Here is a 20962-nt window from a genome sequence, read left to right on the forward strand (position 1 = left end):
TAAAAAAGTACCCCACATTTAATTTCGTAATCAATGTGGGGTAACGATTTTTATAACTCATATAAACCTTTTACCGTAGGATATATCTGTTTAAATTTCTGATATTTCTCTTCGTATTTTGCAACGAGTTCTTCTTCTGGCTCAATAGTGTCCATAATCTTTACGATTTTCTCTGCAGCTGCTTCTACAGAAGGGTATTCTCCACATCCTACCGCTGCCAACATTGCAGCTCCTAATGCCGGTCCCTCTTCACTTTCAATGACATCCACTTTCATATTCATGATATTTGCTACCATTTTCTTCCAAAGCGGGCTCTTCGCACCACCTCCGCAGATTTTCGTTCTCTCAATATGGATTCCCAGGTTTCTTGCCACTTCCAGAGAATCTCTCAATCCAAAAGTAACGCCTTCCAATACTGCCTGTGTCATATCTGCTCTGGTCGTATCCATAGACATTCCAATAAACATTGCTCTCGCCTTCGGATTGTTGTGTGGAGAACGCTCTCCCATCAAATAAGGAAGATAGAAAACAGTATTTTCTCCCAGCTTGTGAATCTCTTTTTGTTCCGCAGCAAAATCCTTCGTCTTTAATATTTCTTCTGACCACCATTTATTACAGGATGCCGCACTCAGCATACATCCCATCAAGTGATAGTTGCCGTCAGCATGGTCAAATGAATGTAGCGCATTATATTCATCTACGCCAAACTTTTTGCTTGATACAAAAAGCGTCCCCGATGTTCCCAGTGATATATTGCATCTGCCATCCCCTACAGTACCTGTTCCTACGGCTGCTGCCGCATTATCTCCTGCACCGGCAATTACTTTTACAGAATCTTTTAATCCAAGTTCTTCTGCAATTTCTTTTTTCAGTGTACCTACCACTTCATAGCTTTCAAAAAGTTTTGGAAGCATATCCTCTGAAATGCCGCATATATCAATCATTTCTTTAGACCAACGGCGATTTTTTACATCCAGCAGGAGCATACCGGAAGCATCTGAAACATCTGTGCAGAATGTACCCGAAAGCTTATATGCCAGATAATCTTTCGGAAGCATAATTTTTACAACTTTTGCAAAATTCTCTGGTTCATTGTCTTTCATCCATAGAATCTTCGGAGCAGTAAATCCGGCAAATGCAATGTTTGCCGTACATTCAGACAATTTATCTTTTCCAATCACCTGGTTCAGGTAATCTGTTTCTTTTCCGGTTCTCCCATCATTCCAGAGAATTGCCGGACGGATGACACAATCGTTTTTGTCTAATGTTACCAGACCATGCATTTGTCCGCCAAAACTGATTCCTGCCACTTCTGACTTATCTACTTCTGCTGTTAATTCCTTAATTCCTTCCATCGTCTGTGCAAACCAGTCCTCCGGACTTTGCTCTGACCATCCCGGATGTGGAAAATACAGCGGATATTCTTTAGATACGATGTTTTTAATATCTCCTTCTGCATCCATCAACAAAAGTTTTACTGCCGATGTACCAAGATCCACTCCTATGTATAACATATTAATCCTCCTGAGAAATTCATCTGTCTTACTTTATTTATTTTATTTTTATTACAGCTTTTACAAGATCTGTTTTATTGTTGATCGCTTCTTCAAACGCTTCCTGAATATGTTCCAGATCAAACTCATGAGTCACAATACCGTTTACATCGATTGCACCTGCAGAAACAGCCTCAATTGCCTTTGGATAAATATTTCTATAACGGAATACAGATTTGATGGTTGCTTCTTTATCCATAATCTGAGCAAAGTTGAAATTAATCTCTTCCTGAGCAGAAAGTCCAACAAGAGTAATCGTTCCTCCACGTTTTACGGCAAATGCAGTCTGTGCAATCGTGACCGGAGAACCTGCTGTCTCGAATACTTTATCTGCACCTTTTCCACCTGTTAATCTTGCAATTTCTTCAAGTGCATTCACTTCTTTACTGTTTATAACGTGAGTTGCTCCCAGTTCTTTTGCTTTCTCAAGACGTGCATCTACGATATCAGCAACGATAATGTTACCTGCTCCATGTGCTTTACAAGCAAGAAGAGTTACCAGTCCAATACATCCAGCTCCAAGAATCACTACGCTTTCACCAACTTGAACATCGCCTTGGTTTGCTGCATGGAATCCAACAGACAATGGTTCAATCAGACAACCTTCTTTTGTTGTCATATTCTCGGGCAGTTTAAAACACATATTCTCTGGAAATGCAATGTATTCTTCATAACATCCCTGTACCGGAGGAGTTGCAAGAAATACTACATCCGGGCAAAGATTATATTTTCCAGCTTTACAGAATTCACACTGTCCACATGTGATTCCCGGTTCAAGAGCAACCTTATCTCCAACCTTCAAGTCTTTTACGTTTGCGCCTACTTCAACAACAGTACCAGCACACTCATGACCAAGCATATAATCTTCTTCTAAATTAACTTTATATGCTCCGCAGTTTCCATGATGGAAATAGTGAACATCAGATCCACAGATTCCAACATATTCAAGCTGTACAAGAACTTCCTTCTCGCCTACTTCTGGTACTTCGATCTCCTTAATAATCATTTTGTCTGTGCCTCTCATGAAAGCACCTTTCTGCATTTTCATATCTCGTCTCTCCTTTTTTAAATATGCCCAGCAGGAAAATCCTGCCAGGCATAAACTTCCGCTACAAGAATGACTAATCTATTAACTTGTCCATTTATTATTCGTCAATCTCACCATTCTCGATATACATCTTGATATATTCTTCTACGTTATCAATGTTAATTTCAGGTGCATCAACAAAGTCGTTTACTTCTGTAATATCCATTTCACCGGATAATACTTTTGCTGCATATGCCATGTTCATCTTAGCAATATCATTTGCTCCCTGAAGAGCTGTACATGTAAGAAGACCATCTCTGATTAACAGACATCCCTGAGCTGTTCCGTCAACCCCATAAGCGTAGAATGTTGTTGTTCCGTCTGCTTTTACATATTCCTCATTTCCTTTGATTGCTTCGATCGCACCAGCTGCCATGTTATCGTTCATAGCGATAATTGCATCGATGTGTGTTCCTTTCTGAACCCATGCTTCCATAAGCGTCAGAGCTTCATCACTGTTCCAGTTTGCAAAATCTTCACCAAGGATTGTTACGTCCGGACGCTCTGAAAAGAAATATGTATCCCATGCTTCTCTTCTCTTATCAGCATGATAGTTTCCTGAAGGCCCTTTTAATACTACAACATTAGCATTTTCCGGAATTTCTTCTACTGCACGTTTTGCACCAACAGCAGCCTGCTCTACAGGATCTGCATCGACTGTTCCAGTTCCTTCCATAACGTCTGTACTATCAGAACCATCCAAGTCGCCCTGATGTGTTGTTGGGTTCGTTGTGATTACCGGGATGCCTGCATCTACAAGCTGCTGTACATATGGAGCCTGTGCTGCGTTGTTGTTAGACTGTACGATTACAAGGTCATATCCCTTTGTGATACAGTCCTCTAACAGACCGTTTTCTGTGTTGTCATCGCCTTCACCACTTACGCAGTCTAATGTGAAGATATCAGAGTACTCTTCTGCACTTTTCTTCATTTCGGATGTTAACCATGCTGCGAATGTGTCTGCACTGGCACGTGCTACGAAGCAAACTTTTTTTGTGCCGCCCTCTTTGCTTTCTCCCTCATCAGAGCTTTCACTGCTACCTGAGCAAGCTGCTAATGAGCACACCATCATTACACACAATAATGCTGCCAGTAACTTTTTCATTTTCTTCATACTTTCTTCCTCCTTTTGAAAGATGTTAATTTATTTACACTTATCGTGCACATATTTATTAACAAAGATTTACTTGACTTTTTGTTTCTTTTCACTATCATCTTTCTCTTCTTTAACGATGATAACTTTCTGAGATTTTTTTGATTTACTTACTACATCAAATGCGACTGCAAGTACAATGATCGTACCTTCGATTACCTGCTGAATGTAAGAGTTTACACCAACAAGGTTCATTACATTCTCAAGGAATCCGATAATAAACGCACCGGCGATTGTTCCGCTTACTGTACCAATACCACCTGTAAATGATGTTCCACCAACGATAGCTGCTGTAAGACCTGTCATTTCATATCCGATAGCGCCGTTTGGAAGACCCGCATTATTTCTTGCCATGAAGATCATACCTGCGATACCAACCAAAATACCATTGATAATATAGGATGTATAAATACTCTTCTTAGAATTAATACCACTTGCCTCTGCAGCACTTCTGCTTCCGCCAATTGCGTAAATTCCACGGCCATATCTTGTATTATTGACAATGTACCAGATTACAATTGTAATCAGAACAATAAGTATTACCGGAATTGGAATCGGTCCTACCATTCCCTGTCCGATTTTTACATAGTCACCAAGCTGCAGAATATTCTGTCCGCCTGTGTAATAAAGAGCAATACCTCTGGCTGCCTGCTGCATACCTAATGTAGCGATAAATGCCGGAACATTAAAATTTGCAACAAAAACTGCATTAATCAGGTTACATACTACTGCAACAACAATTGCAACTGCGAATGCTGCAGCCATGGATCCGGTACTCTTAAACACAGATACTGAAAGAACACCTGATAAAGCTAATACTGAACCCACTGACAGATCAAGGAATCCGCTGACAATCAAAAGCATTTCGCCGTAAGCAATCAGAATACCCACACACAACTGTCTGCTGACATTGATCAGGTTACTGTACTGTAAGAAATATGGGCTGATAAAGCTACAAACAATAAACAAAATTACCAGTACAATGTAAATACTAAATTTTTGTAAATAATATGATTTTTTCTGTTTCATTACTCTACTCCTTCTAACCTTTGGTCAATTAATCCGGTTGCATGCTTCATAATTGTTTCCTGAGAAAACTCTTCTTTGTTGATACATCCGGAGATTCTACCCTGGCACATAACATAGATTCTGTCACACATACCAATAAGCTCCGGCAACTCAGAAGATACCATGATTACCGCTTTGTCCTCTTTTACGATCTCTGTCATCAATTTATAAATTTCAAATTTTGCTCCAATATCAATACCTCTTGTAGGTTCATCCAGAATCATGACTTCCGGATCACAAAGCATCCATCTTGCCAGAAGGACTTTCTGCTGATTACCACCAGAAAGCTTTGAAATTTCTGTATCCAGAGAAGGAGTCTTTACGTTCATTTTCTCGAACATAGATGTTACATCTTCTAATTCTTTTCCTTTATGCGTATATCCGCCATATATATATTTTTCCAAAGATGCCAGAGTAGCATTTTCTGCAACACTTCTTACTGGAACAATTCCATCGTCACGTCTGCTCTCTGAAAGCATGATCAACTTCTGCTTGATACTGTCCTGAGGGCTTTTGATCTGTACTTCTTTTCCATCAATGAAAACCTGTCCTTTCGAATGCGGATCCAGACCAAATACTGCGCGCATTGTTTCTGTTCGTCCTGCACCTACAAGTCCTGCAAATCCTACGATTTCACCCTTACGTGCATAAAAATTAATATTTTCAAATATCCCTTCCTGTGAAAAGTCCTTTACTTCCAGTGCTTTTTCACCGATCTTAACGTCTTCCTTTGGATACACATTAGAAAGCTGTCTTCCTACCATTCTGGAAATAACCGTATCAAGGTCAAGATCTTCAGCCCGGTCAGTAGAAACCACTGTTCCGTCACGTAATACGGTAATGTCGTCTGCAATCTGGAATACTTCTTCCATCTTATGAGAAATGTAAATGATAGAAACGCCCTTTGCTTTCAACTCAGCAATTTTATCAAATAACTGCTTAACCTCTTTTTCACTGATGGAAGATGTCGGCTCATCCATAATAACAATTTCTGCATTATTGGTAATGGCCTTAATGATTTCCAGCATCTGAATATCTGACACCGTCAGTTCTTTTAACTTTTGTTCAGGCTTGTATGGTAATTTTTCATCTGTCAAAAACTGTGCTGCGTCTTTTTTCACCTTCTTCCAATTTACCTTTCCGAACTTGTTAACTGGAAGACGTCCTAAAAACAGGTTTTCTGCCACGGACAGCTCCGGTACATAATTCAATTCCTGTGCAATCATGGAAATGCCCATTTCTCTCGCCTGTATAGGGTTCTTGATATTTACCGGTTTTTCATCAATGTAGATCTGTCCCTTATCTGCCTGATAAAGACCCATGATAATTTTCATTAATGTAGATTTACCGGCACCATTTTCTCCACAAAGAGCATGCACCGTACCTTTACGTACCGAAAACTCAATGTTACTAAGAGCTTTTACACCCGGAAATGATTTCTCAACTCCGGATACTCTCATTTTAATCTCCTCCATAACTAGCCTCCTCTCTTTCTCTTTTTTATTTAAGACAAGTGTACACCCCGCCGTTACTTATGTCAATAATTTTATTAAAGTTTATATCTTTTATACATTTTTATTATTGCATTTTTGTGCATTATATGTAGTTATTTATTCTTTTTTGTTATAATTATGCTATTTTTTTAACAATTCTTTTGTAATTATTTTTATTTATGTTCTTGTATTTACTTTTACCAAACTGATACTTTTATAGTTTTTTTATGAATGTATTTTTTTCAAAATAACACATTGACGTTTTTCCGCAAATATTCTATTGTATACATATATAAACATAAAAAAAGGGGGGGAAGTCGTCTTGACTGATGAATTATGCAAAAATAAATACTCCGGAGATATTTACCGTATCATCTATCACGAAAAGCAAAGTTCCCGACAAAATATAGCCTCTGCATTAGGTCTTAGCCTTCCTACTGTTACCAACGTGTTGAATGCCTTAAAAGATAATGGTTTTATTTACAATGCCGGCTCCTTTAGTTCCACCGGCGGAAGAAAAGCCAATATTTTAAGCTGTGTTCCAAATGCACGATATTCTATTGGAATAGACATAACTAAAAATCACCTGTCTATCGCTATCATCGATCTGGATATTAATCTAATCGCTCAAAAACGTATTCGTTATCGTTTCGTGGACTCTGATGAATATTATGAATACATCTCCCGGGAACTAGAGCAGCTATTAGACATGCATTCTATTCCAAGAAATAAATTGCTGGGCGTCGGAATATCCATGCCTGTAATTTTTAATTCAGATAATAAAAGTATATTCTATGCCACTGTTATCCAGACCTTTCCAGGAATTTATGACAGAATCCAAAAACATCTGCCATATCCTTTCTTATTATTTAATGATGCGAATTCTGCAGGGTTGGCGGAAAGCTGGAATTCCGACTCCAACCAGGCAATGCTCTATCTTTCACTGAGCAATAGTGTTGGTGGTGCTACGATGAACGGAAAATATATCTCCGTAGGTAATAACCATCGCGCTTCCGAATTCGGTCACATGTGTATCATTCCAAACGGTAAAGAATGTTACTGTGGACAACGCGGATGTCTCGATGCATACTGTTCTGCTCTTATTTTGTCTGATTTTTGTGATGGGAATTTGAAAGCATTTTTCGAAGAATTAGATACGAACACTGGTTATCAACGCGTATTCGATGACTATTTGAATCATCTTGCCATAGGGGTAAATAACCTTCGTGTATGTTATGATTATGACATTGTTCTCGGAGGATATGTAGGCGCGTATATGACCGATTATATTGACATACTAAAAGAAAAGGTAGCCAAACGGAATCCTTTCGAAAAAAATGCGGATTTTATTCATGTATGCCACTACAAAACAGAATCGTCTGCAGTAGGAGCTGCTATTTATTTCATTGATCAATTTGTCCAGAGTATGTAAATGGTATTGCCAATATGAGAGCCTTAAGTTCCTCGATAGTCATTGTCTATGTATTGTACCGATCATAGAGAAGCTCGCTTTTCATTCTGACCTGCATACTTTCACATCGGGCGTTATCGTGGCATCTGCAACCTGCACTGTTCATACTTGGTGGATAACCTAAACATAAGAAAAGCCCAGACTCTCGTCCGGGACTATATCTACAGTCTGAAGCCGCCCGATTGGGCGGCTAAAATACATTAATCATAATAAAACTGCGCTGTTACGTATGGTAAGATCAGTTCTTTGAGACACTGTGGTTCGTGTTACGAGGCATATCTAATCAGGATTTCATCCAGATACTTTACTTATAATCCTGTTTTTATTCTGGCGAATCCCGACATGCTGCGGATAAACATTTTTATATCTGTATATGCTCAGCACAATACCCATTAGTCCATAAGAAACAATAATATAACTTCCTCCTGCAGATAAAAATGGCATAAATGTCGCTGCCGGTGGAAATGCTCCTACATTTTCCAATACATTTATCAAAAAGCTTACAAGAAATATCATGCCACATCCACATCCCATCATCATGCCCAACTGGTTCTTCTGCCTCATGGCTGTATGAAAAACAGTATGAATCAGCACAGCTAAAATGCAGCATATAAGAATCGCCGCGAGCATTCCATACACAGATGATAAATAAGCCAATATATAATCTGCATTATACGCAGGCAACATTTCAGTTACATCCACCCCACTGTTTCCCGCAAATTTATTTACTGTCAATAAAGAACGCAATTTCGCTGTAAGATAATCGGCATCTCCACTATTAGAAAAAACTGCCTGTATACGTGCCTTCTGATAGGGTGCGAAAGCATTTCCCAAATACATCATAAGGAAAACTGCAGCTGGCATAACCATGAAAATCCCCCAAAGTCCGCCCATTGCTTTTTTCTTCTGTACAACAAACCAGTCCTTCTGAATCGCGATTGTCAACATCACAAGCATAGATATCAGCATCAGACCGGCAGTCATCATTGCCGGCATCCGCAAAACCAAAACAACCGGTATCACCATCCATACAATTGCTTTTAGCAATCCTGTATAACCCGATCCATGATATTGATATATGACACCTCCATATATCGGAACATAAAACAGCATCAATGCCGGTATGGATACAGACCCTCCCCCTATAATTATGAAATATCTCATACCATTTACCGTACATCCAAAATACAAGGTCAGTAAGCACATCGCTAATAATATGACTGCAATCACCTTGGAAAATCTTGCTAATAATGTATAATCCAAAAAGTACAGGAAAATCATGACTGCAATTCCCACCATGACATGAATCACGTATCTTCCGGAAGCAGACGCATCTCCCTCACTGATATGCCTGGCAATCATGATATGTGTCAAAATCCCGGCAACGCTAAGCAGGATAACCATAACCAGAAGCTTCCATGCAATCTGTGGTTTATGAATACGATCAAGGGAAACCCCCGTTTCGACCGGATCTCCCATATCTCTGACAGCCTCTTTTTCTGCACGCTCACGGTCCATTCCGGCATGCATGTTTTCCGCAATCTGATCTTCTATATGATCCTGCAATTCCTGTCGGATATAAGGTCGTGCCTTCTTACAGCGAATCTGTTCCAGCAATGTCTTTAAATATTCATCCATCCATTACACCTCCAATGCAAGAACACTCGATACTGCTGCAGAATACTCTTTCCATTCTTCCGTTTTCTTTTCCAGAAGCGTTCTGCCCTGTTTTGTCAGACTATAATACTTTCTGGTCTTTCCTCCGGCTTCCTGCTCGTATACCACCAACAATCCTTTCTCTTCAAGACTGTGAAGCAGTGGATACAGTGTTCCGGCCTTCAATTCAAACACGTTCTGAGATTTCCGGCGTAATGTATCTATCATCTCATAGCCATACATGTCCTTTTCAGACAGCAGTTTCAAAATAAGCATCGTCATACTTCCGGAAACTAATGATTTTTCAATAGCCATAAACTTCACCCTCCTTATATAGGCAATCTATATATCGGTTACCTATATAATATGAGGACAAACATTATTTGTCAAGACTTTTTATCATACGTTTCATTGTCCCAAATCAGATTGGTCGGGCAACTTATGGATATTCATATTCAAAAGATGCTTTGTCTGTTTCAAAATCAAAAACAGGACTTCCGTTTTTATAAAAACGATACAAGGCCCTGCAGGCTGCTCCTTCCCGAATGGTTCTTTCCATATTTCCTGCCATCGGAGCTTTCAGGGAACACTTTATACTTTCCAGCAAGCGGACTTCTAATTCCATGTTCCCCTGTACAATCCGAATCTTCCCATTTTGAATCTGCACCACTTTTGCTCCCAGATAAGTAGCCAGCCTATACTCCTTTCCGTACCACAGGATAACACCAATCACACCAGTAAAGCGAACTCCCGCCATAGGAATATCCGCCACAGACAGCATCAGAGAACCACCCGAAAAAAAGCATTGCGTCCATGCATATTTCTTTGGAAATGAACGTCCTTTATCCCCCTCCCAGTAACCTCTTGCATTCTGAAAATGAAAAATCTGATCCTGGATGCGCAGCGTTCCATTTACCCTATGTCTCATACTCCACACACTGTGGCGACATTCCATAAACGGAATCATGGCAAATGGTCCCATCACATCATATCGCAGCGGAGAAAGTGGACCAAAATCCAGTTTTCCATCTACTGTCAATCCTGGAATTCGTATCTTCAGCTTCAGACCATTCTGACCAAATTGATTTTCCCCAATCCAAATATTCCTCCCCCGTTTCCGAAACATTTCTATCGGAAATACAGCATTCCAGGCATCATGATCCGTAATCAGCTGAATCGAACAGGTGCATTCCTTTCCACTTTGGTGTACTGCCGGAATCACTGCCAGAGTTTGTGAAGCGGACTGACATTTCATATACCATCCATAAAACATACCTTTCATATCTTCAGCCTCCATCGATAAATACTCTTAAGTATTCCCCATGAAAGCCGGATTGATTCATGTTGTCATCTCTTCGCCTTGTATTCTTTTTCCGATTAGCGATAATCATTACAACAGCACTTGCAATTAATATGAGATAGGACAGTGCATACCTTAATCATTTTCTAAAAAAGTATTTATTTTTTGACGATACTTCTTTTTTTCATCAGCATTTGATTTTAATAATACCACAAAATCTGAAAGTGCATTTGGATTGATATTTCCGTTGTCCAGATAGGCTTCAGGTTCTTCATCCCAACTAAGCAGGTATATCGATACTTCATAATATCCTTTGGGCAAATCAAATATAATGGCTTCCTCTTCAGAAACATTTGTATTTATACTGTCAATTCCGGAAAGAACAGATTTTCCATTTGAGTAAAAGAGATATTCTTCTGATTTAATGCAAACATATTTTTGTTCTCTTTCAGATAATTCACAATCAATTTTAAGCGAAAAAGCACGGCAACCATCTTCAAAAATATAAATAGGAACGAATACTTTTTTCTCTATTTGTTTTTTTATATCTTCGTCTTCGCAAAATAAAGGTTCCCATTTTTCATAATCATTGACGTTTTGATACGCTTCATAATTCCAGAGTGCCCACATCCCACTACCTGTTGTCAAATTTTTCCTATATTCATGTGATTTAGTATCATTATCTGTTTTTCTTTTCTTAAATTTATCAAATACTCCCATAGTCGTGTCTCCTTAAATACCCGTTTGCCAGAATGTTGCCACGGATTTGTAAATCAACCTCTGATAAATCTTTCCCATCTGGGTTGCACTGGGAATTGTTGTTACCAGTTCTGAATCTACTGCAGTAACATCAACATTCCCCTCCGCAAGGTCATATTCTTCAATCCAGTCATCTTCCACTGCCAAAGGATTTTCCGCATGAAGAACATTTGCTACACTAATCAAATGTTCCAGCTCCGCCTTGCCAATCTTATTTACCACATACTTGTTACGCTGATAGAGTGTTCTTGCGACCCGTTCAATCATATAACAAATAAAATACACATCGTTCTTCTTGATTTCTTCATCCGGGAAATATATGTTTTTCATAGCTTTTCACTCCCTTCAAAATGCAATGTTTTCAATGCTTCTTTAGAAATATTACCTGTCATATAATCTTCTACATAATCCCAAATCTGATCGTCTGCCATAGGTCCATCCACAATATCAAATTCATGCTCCTTACCTCTTCGGCAATTCACCACAAACTCCAGCCATTCCTCTGTCATTTTTTCGAAAGAGCATATTTTCAAATCGCTGTTTTTCGTATATGCATAGCTGTTCACAACGGATTCTCCACGTTTCGTCAAAGCCCATCGTTTTGCCTGTTTCTTTAGATTCGTACAATAGAATCCATATCCAAAATCTTTGTAATGACCGTTGATCAAAATCTTAGGTTTTTGCACGATGGCATTACTTCCATGATATATAAATTTAGTTTCATCCATGTGCCTACCTCCTTGCCATAATTATACTGAATTATTTTTCATTTTCAAAGCACGATTCTGTTTCCCTTTTACTCGCATCATACTGTCTTCCAGAATAAGCTCACATTTTCAATTGGCTCTCTCATATGATAACCTAGTTATTATCTCAAAATCATTTATTCCTGCAGCATTTTATCAAGATGTTCCTGAACTTCTTCAATCGTATAAACTCTACCTTTTTCAATATCCTCCTCAGCCATTTCCAATTCCTTTTTCAACCACTTTTCATACGCTTCCGCTACAATTTGTCTGTTATAAGGCTCAAGTTCTTCAAATAAACAGGATTGAAAACCATATTGATTGGAAACTTCTTTTAGAAATACCATAGCACCGTATGATTTCATTTCTCCTCTGACAAATGTGTAGATTCTTCCTTGATACAAAGCGTTATATAAAATGTTTCTGCTCTGCGGTTTTACCTTGGACATAATCGCAAGATGATTGCTCCAACTAATTTGTGTCAACAGTATTGTCACAAATTGGGAACGAATCATATACTGAAAAATAATCTATACCCGCCAATTCATGCTTTGTCGGTTTTGCAAGGCGATAAATACTATATGATGTGCTCATATTTCAATCCACCTCCCAAGTATCAAGAATCGTAGAAAATCAGAACCGTCATTATCTCCAAAGCCTAGCATTCTAATCATTGTCTGCACATGTGAATTTCTCGACTTCGTATTACCACCATCCCTTAGATGTTTTATCATATCAAAAATCCCACAAGTTCACAATGAACTTGTGGGATAATCATAGTACTTATAAACCATCGCCTACTATTTATACTCGGCTCTGTAGCGCAATAACTTAACGGAATTAATTAAGGTTAGTGGTTATAAGAGTTTCAGCTCAAAAGTGTGCATTGAATTTAGACACAAAAACAGCAGCGGTAAAAGATGCTCTGAATGATTTCCAATTACACTCTTTTCCACTGCTGTTTAGAATACTTAATTTTGTCCTTTACAGGCTAATCGACTTTGTCCCAAAACACTTCTCTATTGTTATTGTTCCGCCCTGTCAAGCAGGGGGTTGGTTTCTGGCCGCATCCACAAAAATCAAAGTCAGAGCGATATATCCGACAAGAACCAATACGATCAAAGACAACAGTACAAGACAAACGATGCGTAGTTTCGGCTTTTCTCGCATATCCCGAAAGACCAGCACAATGCCTGTCACTGCCACTGCCAATAACAAGATAGCCATTCCCAGCGTCATTCGTTTGTCACCTTTTTATAGAGAGTATCTTCCACACGCAGTGTGTCGACAATATCGGTAAACCAGCGCAGCTCATTCAGGAATTTCTGGCGCAGTTCTTCCACATTAGCATTACTTTTTCCAAGTTCAAAGAAGTCGCGCCCGCTCTTTACCGCAACGTGCATCTTTCCGCCTCGTAAAAATGACAGATAGACAGTGCCTCCACTTTTATTGGCCATATTGATAATATATTCCATCATGTTTGGTGTAAGGATGTAGTACGCTTCCTGCGGATTATTCGCTCTTACACAGAAGCGCTTACTAAATTGTTCGTTATCCATCGTGACATTGCTTTTCATACGTTTACGATCTTTTTTACCCCACTCTGAGATATATACTTCACCGGCAAGTTCCTTACCAAAGTCGCAGGTAAGCCACTGCCCCTTAAATTGTGAAGCACGTTCAATTTCTCTGCGTCCGTCTTCTTCGCTGTACTCTTCCTCATAGATCAATTCGATATCACCAAGTTCAATGTTCAGCCCATTGTAGACTGCCTTGATGTGATCGCTGCCATCCGCGGCGTTATAAGAGAATGGAAATACCATGCTGCCAGGGTTTATTTTGCCCCAGGGATTATATTCCACATCATCACCCAGCACTTCTTTAATCACACTGCCGATGATATTATCGCTAAGCGTCTTTTTAAGCGTGCTGGTGGCAGAGGATAACTGATACCCGCACGCCAGCGAAGCCACAAGCATAATAATCGCAATTGGGATCATTCCGGTTATGAGCATTAAAATCATCCCCGCGCCACAAGCGTAAGTCAGAATCTTGAAAATCAATTCCTTGCTGCGTAATGATTGGATCTGGGATTCCAGCTCTTTATTTGTCATCATTTGCTTTTCTTCCATAATTATCAATTCCTTTCTTAAAACGAGATTTTTACATCTTCGCGCTTGCCTGCATCTGCAACAAAGAATTCCGCAGGCTGACGTCCGCCTGCTAAAAGCTTAGCCGGGAACATAGCAATCGCCGTATTGTAGGCAGTAACGTTGCTGTTATACAATCGACGAGCAGCCTGTAAATGCTCTTCCGCGTCGCGGATTCCCCGCTGAAGCTCTACAAAAACATCGCTGGAGCGAAGCTCCGGATAGTTCTCTGCCACGGCAAAAATCTTTCCGCTCAGGGTATCCATCTGCTGTTGGGCGTCGTTCATCTCCGCAATGGTCATACCGCGACGAAGCTCGATGACCTTTGTGAACAGCTCGCTTTCATGCGACATATAGCCCCTGGCGGTATCCAACATTTTGGTAAGCACATTGTAGCGCTTGGTTAACGCTACCTCTACGCCGGAGAGTCCCTCCTGCACACGAATTTCTTTTTTCTTGATGTCATTGACCGTTTTGATACACCAATAAACGATGACCAAAACTACAATCAGAATAACAATGATCGGATTCATAACAAGTTCTTCCTTTCTACATATTTTTCATTCTTCCAAAACAAATCAGACCTGATTCATACTGCACTGCACAGTTTAAGTAAAATATACCTGATGCCATACAAGAAACATATACACGGTCCATATTTGTCTACTATTATCCTGTTCCCCTTTTACATGTTTCTCCAGTAACTCAAGTAAGTTCTTTACATGGAAGAAATAGCGGGCTGTCTCACTGGTAAATGCTTTCTCAATCTCACTTCTCCATGGTTCTTCCTTGATCCACACCCGGATAGGAACCGGAAAGCCCAACTTTTTCCGATTCACGATCTGGGAAGGCAGCTTTTTTGCAGCTACTTGTCTGAACAGATATTTCGTCTGATGTTTTCTTGTTTTTGCATTTTCCGGTAACTTTCTTGCCAATTCAAAAACATCGTAATCCAAATACGGAACCCTGACTTCCAATGAATTAGCCATACTCATCCTATCAGCTTTTTGCAGGATGTCTCCCGGTAACCAGTTATTAATATCAATCTGCTGCATCCTGCTCATCGTATCCAGTTCCAGGGTGTCTTCATATTGATTTTTTAAAAACTGTTCGCTTGACGTCACATTTGTATTATGTTTCAGAAGTTGTTGTATCTCATAATTACTGAAGATATGTGCATTTCCTATGTACCGTTCCTCAATCGGTATCCCTGCACGGATTAAATAATTCCGTCCTTTCATATCCGGCAATTTTTCTGCTGCACGGGCAGCTTTGCGCCTGATCTTTTTGGGAATCCAGTTCATCCACCTTAAAGCCTCCGGCTCAAGATAAATATTATAACCACCAAAGAATTCATCTGAGCCCTCACCTGATAAAACTACCTTGACATGTTTTGCTGCCTCTTTCGCCACAAAATACAATGCAACTGCAGAAGCATCTCCATTTGGCTCGTCCATATGATACATGACTTTGGGAAGTGCCGTCCAAAATTCCTCCTTTGTAATTATTTTAGAATAACTTTCCAAAGGATATATTTCTTTAAGCTCTCCGGCGTATTTGATTTCACTGTATCGATTATCTTCCCCTCCAAAGCCTACTGTAAATGACTTTACCTTTCCCAGTCCGGCTGCCAGATAATTTGAGTCAATACCACCGGAAAGAAACGTCCCGACTTCCACATCACTGATCATATGCCGCTTCAAAGAATGCTCCAGAACATTCTCCAATTCTTTCACCATCTCATTCTCATCCATATCCACATCCTGTGGTGCCAGATCCGGTGTAAAATATCTTTGAATATTCAGATTCTTATTTTCATAGACAAGAAAATGTCCCGGATCGAGTCTGTAAATTCCTTCAAAGAATGATTCATTTAATGCCGAATATTGGAAAGCCAGATATTGTTCCAATGCCTTTTCATTTACTTTTTTTTGATATCCTGGAAAGCGAAGAATACTTTTAATCTCAGATGCAAATACAAAACATCCTTCAATCTCTGCATAATAAAATGGTTTTATGCCAAAAAAATCTCTGGCTGCAAATAACCTTTTCTTTTTGGAATCCCATATTGTAAACGCAAACATTCCCCGTAGTCTCTGAAGTACCCCCTCACCATACTCTTCATATCCATGTATCAATGTTTCCGAATCAGATACTGTCGAAAAAATATGTCCTCTCTGTTCCAGTTCTTCTCTTAATTCACGATAGTTATATATCTCACCGTTAAAGACCAGACAAATAGTACCATCCTCATTAAAAATCGGCTGATTTCCGCCTTCTAAATCGATAATAGAAAGTCTGCAGAATCCCAGAGAAACATTATCTTTCTGATAAATCCCGTCAGAATCAGGCCCCCTATGTCGAATTGCATCCATCATATCTGCCAAAACAGCTGCTCTATTCTCTTTTTTTCCAATAAAACCACATATACCACACATATTTCACTATACCCTCACTTATCCTTTGCATATCTTTTTCTTAAATTCACACCTGCCCCTACATTATTAAAACAGTTATGCTTTTCCTGCAGAATGTCGATCAGCCCTTCGGAACATCACCGATACAGCCCGAGGTAGGTCAGGACATAGCCGGATTCAATCAGGTTGCCGTTCTCATCAAAATAAGCCCTGCCTCCGCCGGAAGATCCGTCGTCATTCATCAGATAGACAGCTTCCTCATCATATTCCACCGGTCCCCATGCAAACGGGGTAAATTCATCCGCCATATAGGTATTCCACCATCCTTCGTCACTGATCTCAAGAATGGTTCCATCGGGGTACTCCCAGAAACCCTGATAGGCCGACTGTGCGTCCGGCAGGCAGACCTGTTCATCATCGCCCCGCACATCGGCATGGGCGAAGTAAAATTCCGATCCCATATAGGGGATATCAGAGGGGAACACGTTGACAGAATACAGTTCCTCAAAGAACAATTCCCTGCCGCCATCCATGGTGTAATAGATATTCTCGGCGTTCAGATTCTCAGTCAGGGTGCGCCAAAGGCTGTCCATCATGAACCAGCACAGCGAATCCTGGTCGAAGAAATGGAACTCCTCCTTTTGCTCACGATCATCAAGTCCCGCAATCAGCGTAGAATCTGCAGACCAGTCAACAATCCAGCCGTCATCGGCCTTGCTGGAGGTGATGATAAAGTCCAGTCCGGTCAGCCTGGTCAGCTCTTGCGCCAGCTCCTCAGCGGTTTTCTTGGCGCCGGTATATTCAATGGGGTATTCTTTGACATCTTCAGCACTGAAAACGGCATAGAGGATATCGGTCTGAGTACTCTCTGTTTCGCTTTGCGACGGTTCCGCCGGCTTCGATGAGGCTGAATCGCCGGAAGGCGATGCGCTCCCGCAGGCTGCAAGCAGGCAAATGAGCATAGCCAGTGTTAAAAAAATACTTCGTTTTTTCATATTCGTTATCTCCCTTTTTCATACGTGTAGCTCAATGCTCCTGCTCCACCATGGACAGTATTTCATCGTGGCTCAGTTCCACATTGCCGAAGCGGACAAAAATACCGTTGGTCACGGCACTATTCCACACCACCGGGTCATTCAGCGGAAGAAACCGAATCTTATCGAGATACGGCTTCATGTCCAACAGCAGGCGGGCCCCAGATACGAAATCCACCTGCAAAATGTGGTTCGGCAGCGGCGCAACGGCTGTAAGATACCTTCGGTCCAAATATATGCCTCCTTTCTAGTGGTTTCATAAACAAAAAATCCACCGTACAATTATTGTACGATGGATGCCAAGAAAAAAATATTAACCAAAGGTTAGGTTTTTTGCGAAAGGAGTGCCAACAGCCGCTTTCTCTTGCTTCGGGCGTCGCCCTCTATATGCAGTTTGGAGTAAATCTGATTGATATACTGCTTTACACTGCCCTCGGAGAGAAACAGCTTTTCCGCAATCTCTCGGTTCGTCAAAAACTCCGCCATAAAAAGTACAATTTCATATTCCCGCTCCGTCAGAGCAGTAAAAACCATGGGGCGGTCAGTGCTGCTTTTGCGCTGCTTGGCCGCTTCGCCCAGTTCCACAATCTTTTTCACAATACCGCTCTGTATTTCCTGCGCAAGCAGTGGCTTCAGATAGCGGTAGTTTTCCACAAAAAGAATGACAAAGCCATCCGGCTCCGCCTCTGCAAGAGCTTGGGTCAGCAGATTGCGGGCCTCCCGGTGCTTGCCCAGCAGCTCGTATGCCGCAGCCACCTGAATGCGGACGTGCAGTGCCACCAATGCGTAGTGCATGGCATCGCACACAGCAAGCTGTCCCTCACTGCGGCCGATGACCTTGGCGTAAGAACCCTGCGTGAGGTACACCTGATTTTCAATTAGTTCCATCATAGGCTTGCCCGGCGCCAGAAAATGTATTGTAGAGAGCTGATGCTCCGCAAAAACAGAAGGAATTTTATCCGTTTTGCCCAGCAGAGCGTGATAATAGGCGCTTGTGGCGCTCCATATATTCAGCCATGTGGCGTTGTGCTTGTTCAGCAGAGCCTCACGGCGTTCCGCGAAGGAATAGCGCTGCTCCATATCCGTATGCAGGGAGAGCCGCCGTGCCAGAAAATCACAGCACAGAGCCATGTTCTCCTGCCCGTTGCCCTCGATCTGGGCATAGGCGCTTTCCAGCCCGATGTGCGCGTCCGTGAAACGCCCTTGCATGAATGCTGCCTCTGCCCGCATGATGGTTTCCGCACCCTGTCCGTGACCATCGGTGATTTTATAGTAGTGGGGCATACACTCGTCCATCTCTGCAAGCTCGCTTTTCAGCTCGCCCGGCGCACGATAGTACATCATCAAAACGGACGGTGAGCCAAAGGTCCAGCCGCCGCTTTTCTGTATACTGATGGCAAGGCGGGACATCTGGCTACTGGCGCTGCGGTGAAGACGACTCATGGCGCTGATGTCGTTGTAGCAGAGGAAGCTCATGATCAGGTCGCACTCACCCAGCAGATTGCCTCGCTCCTGTGGGGACAGTTCGGGCTGCTCCCGTATGGCAGTCAGCAAAAGCTCCTTCAATTCCAGCATTTTGGGAATATTCCGCCAGTTGAACATACTGCGCATCAGCACAAGGAGCGCCAGAGGATGTGCTTTCAGGGTGGAAACGGGACACGACGCAATGTCGTCAAGCACCGTCTGTGGGTTCAGCGAGGAAAGCAGAATGCCTGCGTCCTTTTCCACAACACGCAGCAGGGAGTCGTAATCCCCACTTTTTCGATAGGCGGTCAAGGCTTGTATGTACTGCTGATGCTCCTCATACCATGCGCCGAAACATTCACGGCAGTGCGCCTGCTTCTCTTTCGTCAGTGTCAGGAAGGTGCGCTCGGCACACTCCTTCATCATGTGGTGAAAGCGATAGGTCACGCCGTCCGGCAGGCAGGTCACGAAGGCGTTCTGGGCGGTCAGCAAGGAGAGCAGCTTTTCCGCGTCAGCGTCCTCGGTGACAAAACGAGCCATCTCCACAGTGAACTCATCGGCAAGACCCATGACCGCCAGAAACTCCCGCTGCTTTTCCGGCAGTGGGTCGATCATGGCGGCAGTGAAGGTGGCGTAAATGTCGGAGTTGCGGTCCGGCAGCGCACCGCGCTCGGAAAGCGTCCGAAGATTCAGATAGACAGCAGAAAACCAGCCCTCACTGGAATAGAGCAGAGAATCCACTTGCGCGGCGGAGAGGCCGGCTCCGCAGCGGCGGGCATAAATGGAAAGCTCCGTGTGGTTCAGCCGCAGCTGCTCCATGCCGATCTGATAAACCCTGTTCCCAAGCCTGACGACCTCCGCAGCCGGAAGAAAGCGGTCACGGCTGGCAACGATCAGATGCACATTTCCGGGCAGACGCCCCGCCAGCGTGCAGAGGAAACGAGCAATGCTTTCGTTTGTCAGAAGGTGAAAATCGTCTATGAACACATAGCAGGTTGTTTCTCCCGCCAGCTCGCGGCACAGATCATCCGCCAGCAGTCCACCGCCCGCGACATCCGTGGGGCAGGCATAATCCCGCAGGAAATCAAAGCCCTCACGGGCAAAGGCGTCCTGCGCACTTTTCCAGAAGATGGCGAGGTTATCGGAATATACGCTGATCCGAATGATTTTGATTGGTTCCATCTTGGCGTATTCTGCCAGATACCAGTTCACCGCCGTGGTCTTACCGTAACCCATGGGCGCAATCACCGCAGTCAGGGCGCTGTGGGCGATGGGCCGCAGACTTTCCTGCAGACGTTCGGATATATAGATGGTGTTCAGATTCCATTTTGATTTTGGCATAATACGTACCTCTGACTATTCTTTCTTTCATTGAACAGACAACCTGACAAACATTGTGTGGTTGTGCACTAATTGTTGAGTACCAGTATCGTGTTTTTTTATTCTAATTATATCATAGAGATGTGAACAAGGAAAGAATCTGCTGGCAGTACCCATGATTGCAGAATCTACCCTTGGACGCAGAAAAAGGGTGTGACCTCTACGGTCACACCGTTCTCTGCCCAAACCGCAAGGCAAATAGTTCCTTACGACTGTAAAGCCTTGTAGATA

The 20962-nt window shown here is 42.0% G+C and carries 21 protein-coding genes and 1 pseudogene; 1 reads left to right on the top strand and 21 read right to left on the bottom strand.

Annotated elements, in window-relative coordinates; translation table 11 throughout:
• Positions 1-50: 50 nt before the first annotated feature.
• The 5 genes from xylB to ACQRBH_RS15625 form a co-directional block, all read right to left on the bottom strand.
• Positions 51-1514, bottom strand: coding sequence for a xylulokinase (gene xylB / locus ACQRBH_RS15605; RefSeq protein WP_427742364.1), 1464 nt, complete (start codon positions 1512-1514; stop codon positions 51-53).
• Between the two features lie 37 nt (positions 1515-1551).
• On the bottom strand, positions 1552-2601 hold the full coding sequence (locus ACQRBH_RS15610; protein WP_427742362.1) for an NAD(P)-dependent alcohol dehydrogenase: 1050 nt from the start codon (positions 2599-2601) through the stop codon (positions 1552-1554).
• 97 nt (positions 2602-2698) lie between these two features.
• Complete coding sequence (locus tag ACQRBH_RS15615) at positions 2699-3754, bottom strand: sugar ABC transporter substrate-binding protein (RefSeq protein WP_427742360.1); 1056 nt, start codon at positions 3752-3754, stop codon at positions 2699-2701.
• A gap of 69 nt (positions 3755-3823) precedes the next feature.
• Positions 3824-4822, bottom strand: coding sequence for an ABC transporter permease (locus ACQRBH_RS15620; RefSeq protein ID WP_427742359.1), 999 nt, complete (start codon positions 4820-4822; stop codon positions 3824-3826).
• Positions 4822-6336 (bottom strand): sugar ABC transporter ATP-binding protein, encoded by a 1515-nt coding sequence (locus tag ACQRBH_RS15625; RefSeq protein ID WP_427762409.1) that lies wholly within the window; start codon positions 6334-6336, stop codon positions 4822-4824. Before ACQRBH_RS15625 ends, ACQRBH_RS15620 begins: the two co-directional genes overlap by 1 nt.
• A 340-nt stretch (positions 6337-6676) precedes the next feature.
• On the opposite strand from ACQRBH_RS15625, the gene ACQRBH_RS15630 reads away from it, so the two are divergent.
• Positions 6677-7786, top strand: a complete 1110-nt coding sequence (locus ACQRBH_RS15630; RefSeq protein ID WP_427762411.1) for an ROK family transcriptional regulator — start codon at positions 6677-6679, stop codon at positions 7784-7786.
• A 49-nt stretch (positions 7787-7835) separates the two neighbouring features.
• Here ACQRBH_RS15630 and ACQRBH_RS15635 read toward each other — a convergent pair.
• The 16 genes and pseudogenes from ACQRBH_RS15635 to ACQRBH_RS15710 form a co-directional block, all read right to left on the bottom strand.
• Positions 7836-7934, bottom strand: a pseudogene (locus ACQRBH_RS15635) (IS3 family transposase); the annotation flags it as partial.
• A gap of 182 nt (positions 7935-8116) precedes the next feature.
• A complete protein-coding gene (locus ACQRBH_RS15640) occupies positions 8117-9463 on the bottom strand; it encodes an FtsW/RodA/SpoVE family cell cycle protein (protein WP_427744872.1) in 1347 nt (448 codons plus the stop codon).
• A gap of 3 nt (positions 9464-9466) precedes the next feature.
• Positions 9467-9796 carry a PadR family transcriptional regulator gene (locus tag ACQRBH_RS15645; RefSeq protein ID WP_173867701.1) on the bottom strand — a complete coding sequence of 110 codons (330 nt, stop codon included), beginning with the start codon at positions 9794-9796 and terminating at the stop codon, positions 9467-9469.
• 124 nt (positions 9797-9920) lie between these two features.
• The gene (locus tag ACQRBH_RS15650) at positions 9921-10763 is read right to left on the bottom strand and encodes a tocopherol cyclase family protein (RefSeq protein WP_427744873.1); all 843 of its coding nucleotides are present in this window, start codon (positions 10761-10763) and stop codon (positions 9921-9923) included.
• Positions 10764-10916: 153 nt separating this feature from the next.
• Positions 10917-11501, bottom strand: coding sequence for a hypothetical protein (locus tag ACQRBH_RS15655; protein ID WP_427744874.1), 585 nt, complete (start codon positions 11499-11501; stop codon positions 10917-10919).
• A 12-nt stretch (positions 11502-11513) separates the two neighbouring features.
• On the bottom strand, positions 11514-11870 hold the full coding sequence (locus ACQRBH_RS15660; protein ID WP_427744875.1) for a hypothetical protein: 357 nt from the start codon (positions 11868-11870) through the stop codon (positions 11514-11516).
• On the bottom strand, positions 11867-12268 hold the full coding sequence (locus ACQRBH_RS15665; protein ID WP_427744876.1) for a DUF3990 domain-containing protein: 402 nt from the start codon (positions 12266-12268) through the stop codon (positions 11867-11869). The genes ACQRBH_RS15660 and ACQRBH_RS15665 overlap by 4 nt, the downstream gene beginning before the upstream one ends.
• Before the next feature lie 155 nt (positions 12269-12423).
• Positions 12424-12651: a hypothetical protein gene (locus tag ACQRBH_RS15670; RefSeq protein ID WP_427744878.1), complete on the bottom strand. Its 228-nt coding sequence runs from the start codon at positions 12649-12651 to the stop codon at positions 12424-12426.
• A 106-nt stretch (positions 12652-12757) separates the two neighbouring features.
• Entirely contained in the window at positions 12758-12880 is a 123-nt protein-coding gene (locus ACQRBH_RS15675; RefSeq protein WP_427744879.1) for a hypothetical protein, read from the bottom strand.
• Between the two features lie 447 nt (positions 12881-13327).
• Positions 13328-13525 (bottom strand): hypothetical protein, encoded by a 198-nt coding sequence (locus ACQRBH_RS15680; RefSeq protein WP_427744880.1) that lies wholly within the window; start codon positions 13523-13525, stop codon positions 13328-13330.
• Positions 13522-14418, bottom strand: a complete 897-nt coding sequence (locus ACQRBH_RS15685; protein ID WP_427744881.1) for a DUF3137 domain-containing protein — start codon at positions 14416-14418, stop codon at positions 13522-13524. Before ACQRBH_RS15685 ends, ACQRBH_RS15680 begins: the two co-directional genes overlap by 4 nt.
• Before the next feature lie 17 nt (positions 14419-14435).
• Positions 14436-14969: a LemA family protein gene (locus ACQRBH_RS15690; protein WP_427744883.1), complete on the bottom strand. Its 534-nt coding sequence runs from the start codon at positions 14967-14969 to the stop codon at positions 14436-14438.
• Positions 14970-15044: 75 nt separating this feature from the next.
• Positions 15045-16874: an asparagine synthase (glutamine-hydrolyzing) gene (gene asnB / locus ACQRBH_RS15695; RefSeq protein ID WP_427762412.1), complete on the bottom strand. Its 1830-nt coding sequence runs from the start codon at positions 16872-16874 to the stop codon at positions 15045-15047.
• Positions 16875-16990: 116 nt separating this feature from the next.
• Positions 16991-17848, bottom strand: coding sequence for a hypothetical protein (locus ACQRBH_RS15700; RefSeq protein ID WP_427744944.1), 858 nt, complete (start codon positions 17846-17848; stop codon positions 16991-16993).
• Between the two features lie 31 nt (positions 17849-17879).
• Positions 17880-18119 carry a hypothetical protein gene (locus ACQRBH_RS15705; protein ID WP_427744945.1) on the bottom strand — a complete coding sequence of 80 codons (240 nt, stop codon included), beginning with the start codon at positions 18117-18119 and terminating at the stop codon, positions 17880-17882.
• 92 nt (positions 18120-18211) lie between these two features.
• Positions 18212-20692: a LuxR C-terminal-related transcriptional regulator gene (locus tag ACQRBH_RS15710; RefSeq protein WP_427762413.1), complete on the bottom strand. Its 2481-nt coding sequence runs from the start codon at positions 20690-20692 to the stop codon at positions 18212-18214.
• Positions 20693-20962 lie beyond the last annotated feature (270 nt).

Origin of the sequence: Bariatricus sp. SGI.161 (assembly GCF_050313695.1) — a bacterium.
GTDB lineage: Bacteria > Bacillota > Clostridia > Lachnospirales > Lachnospiraceae > JAFBIX01.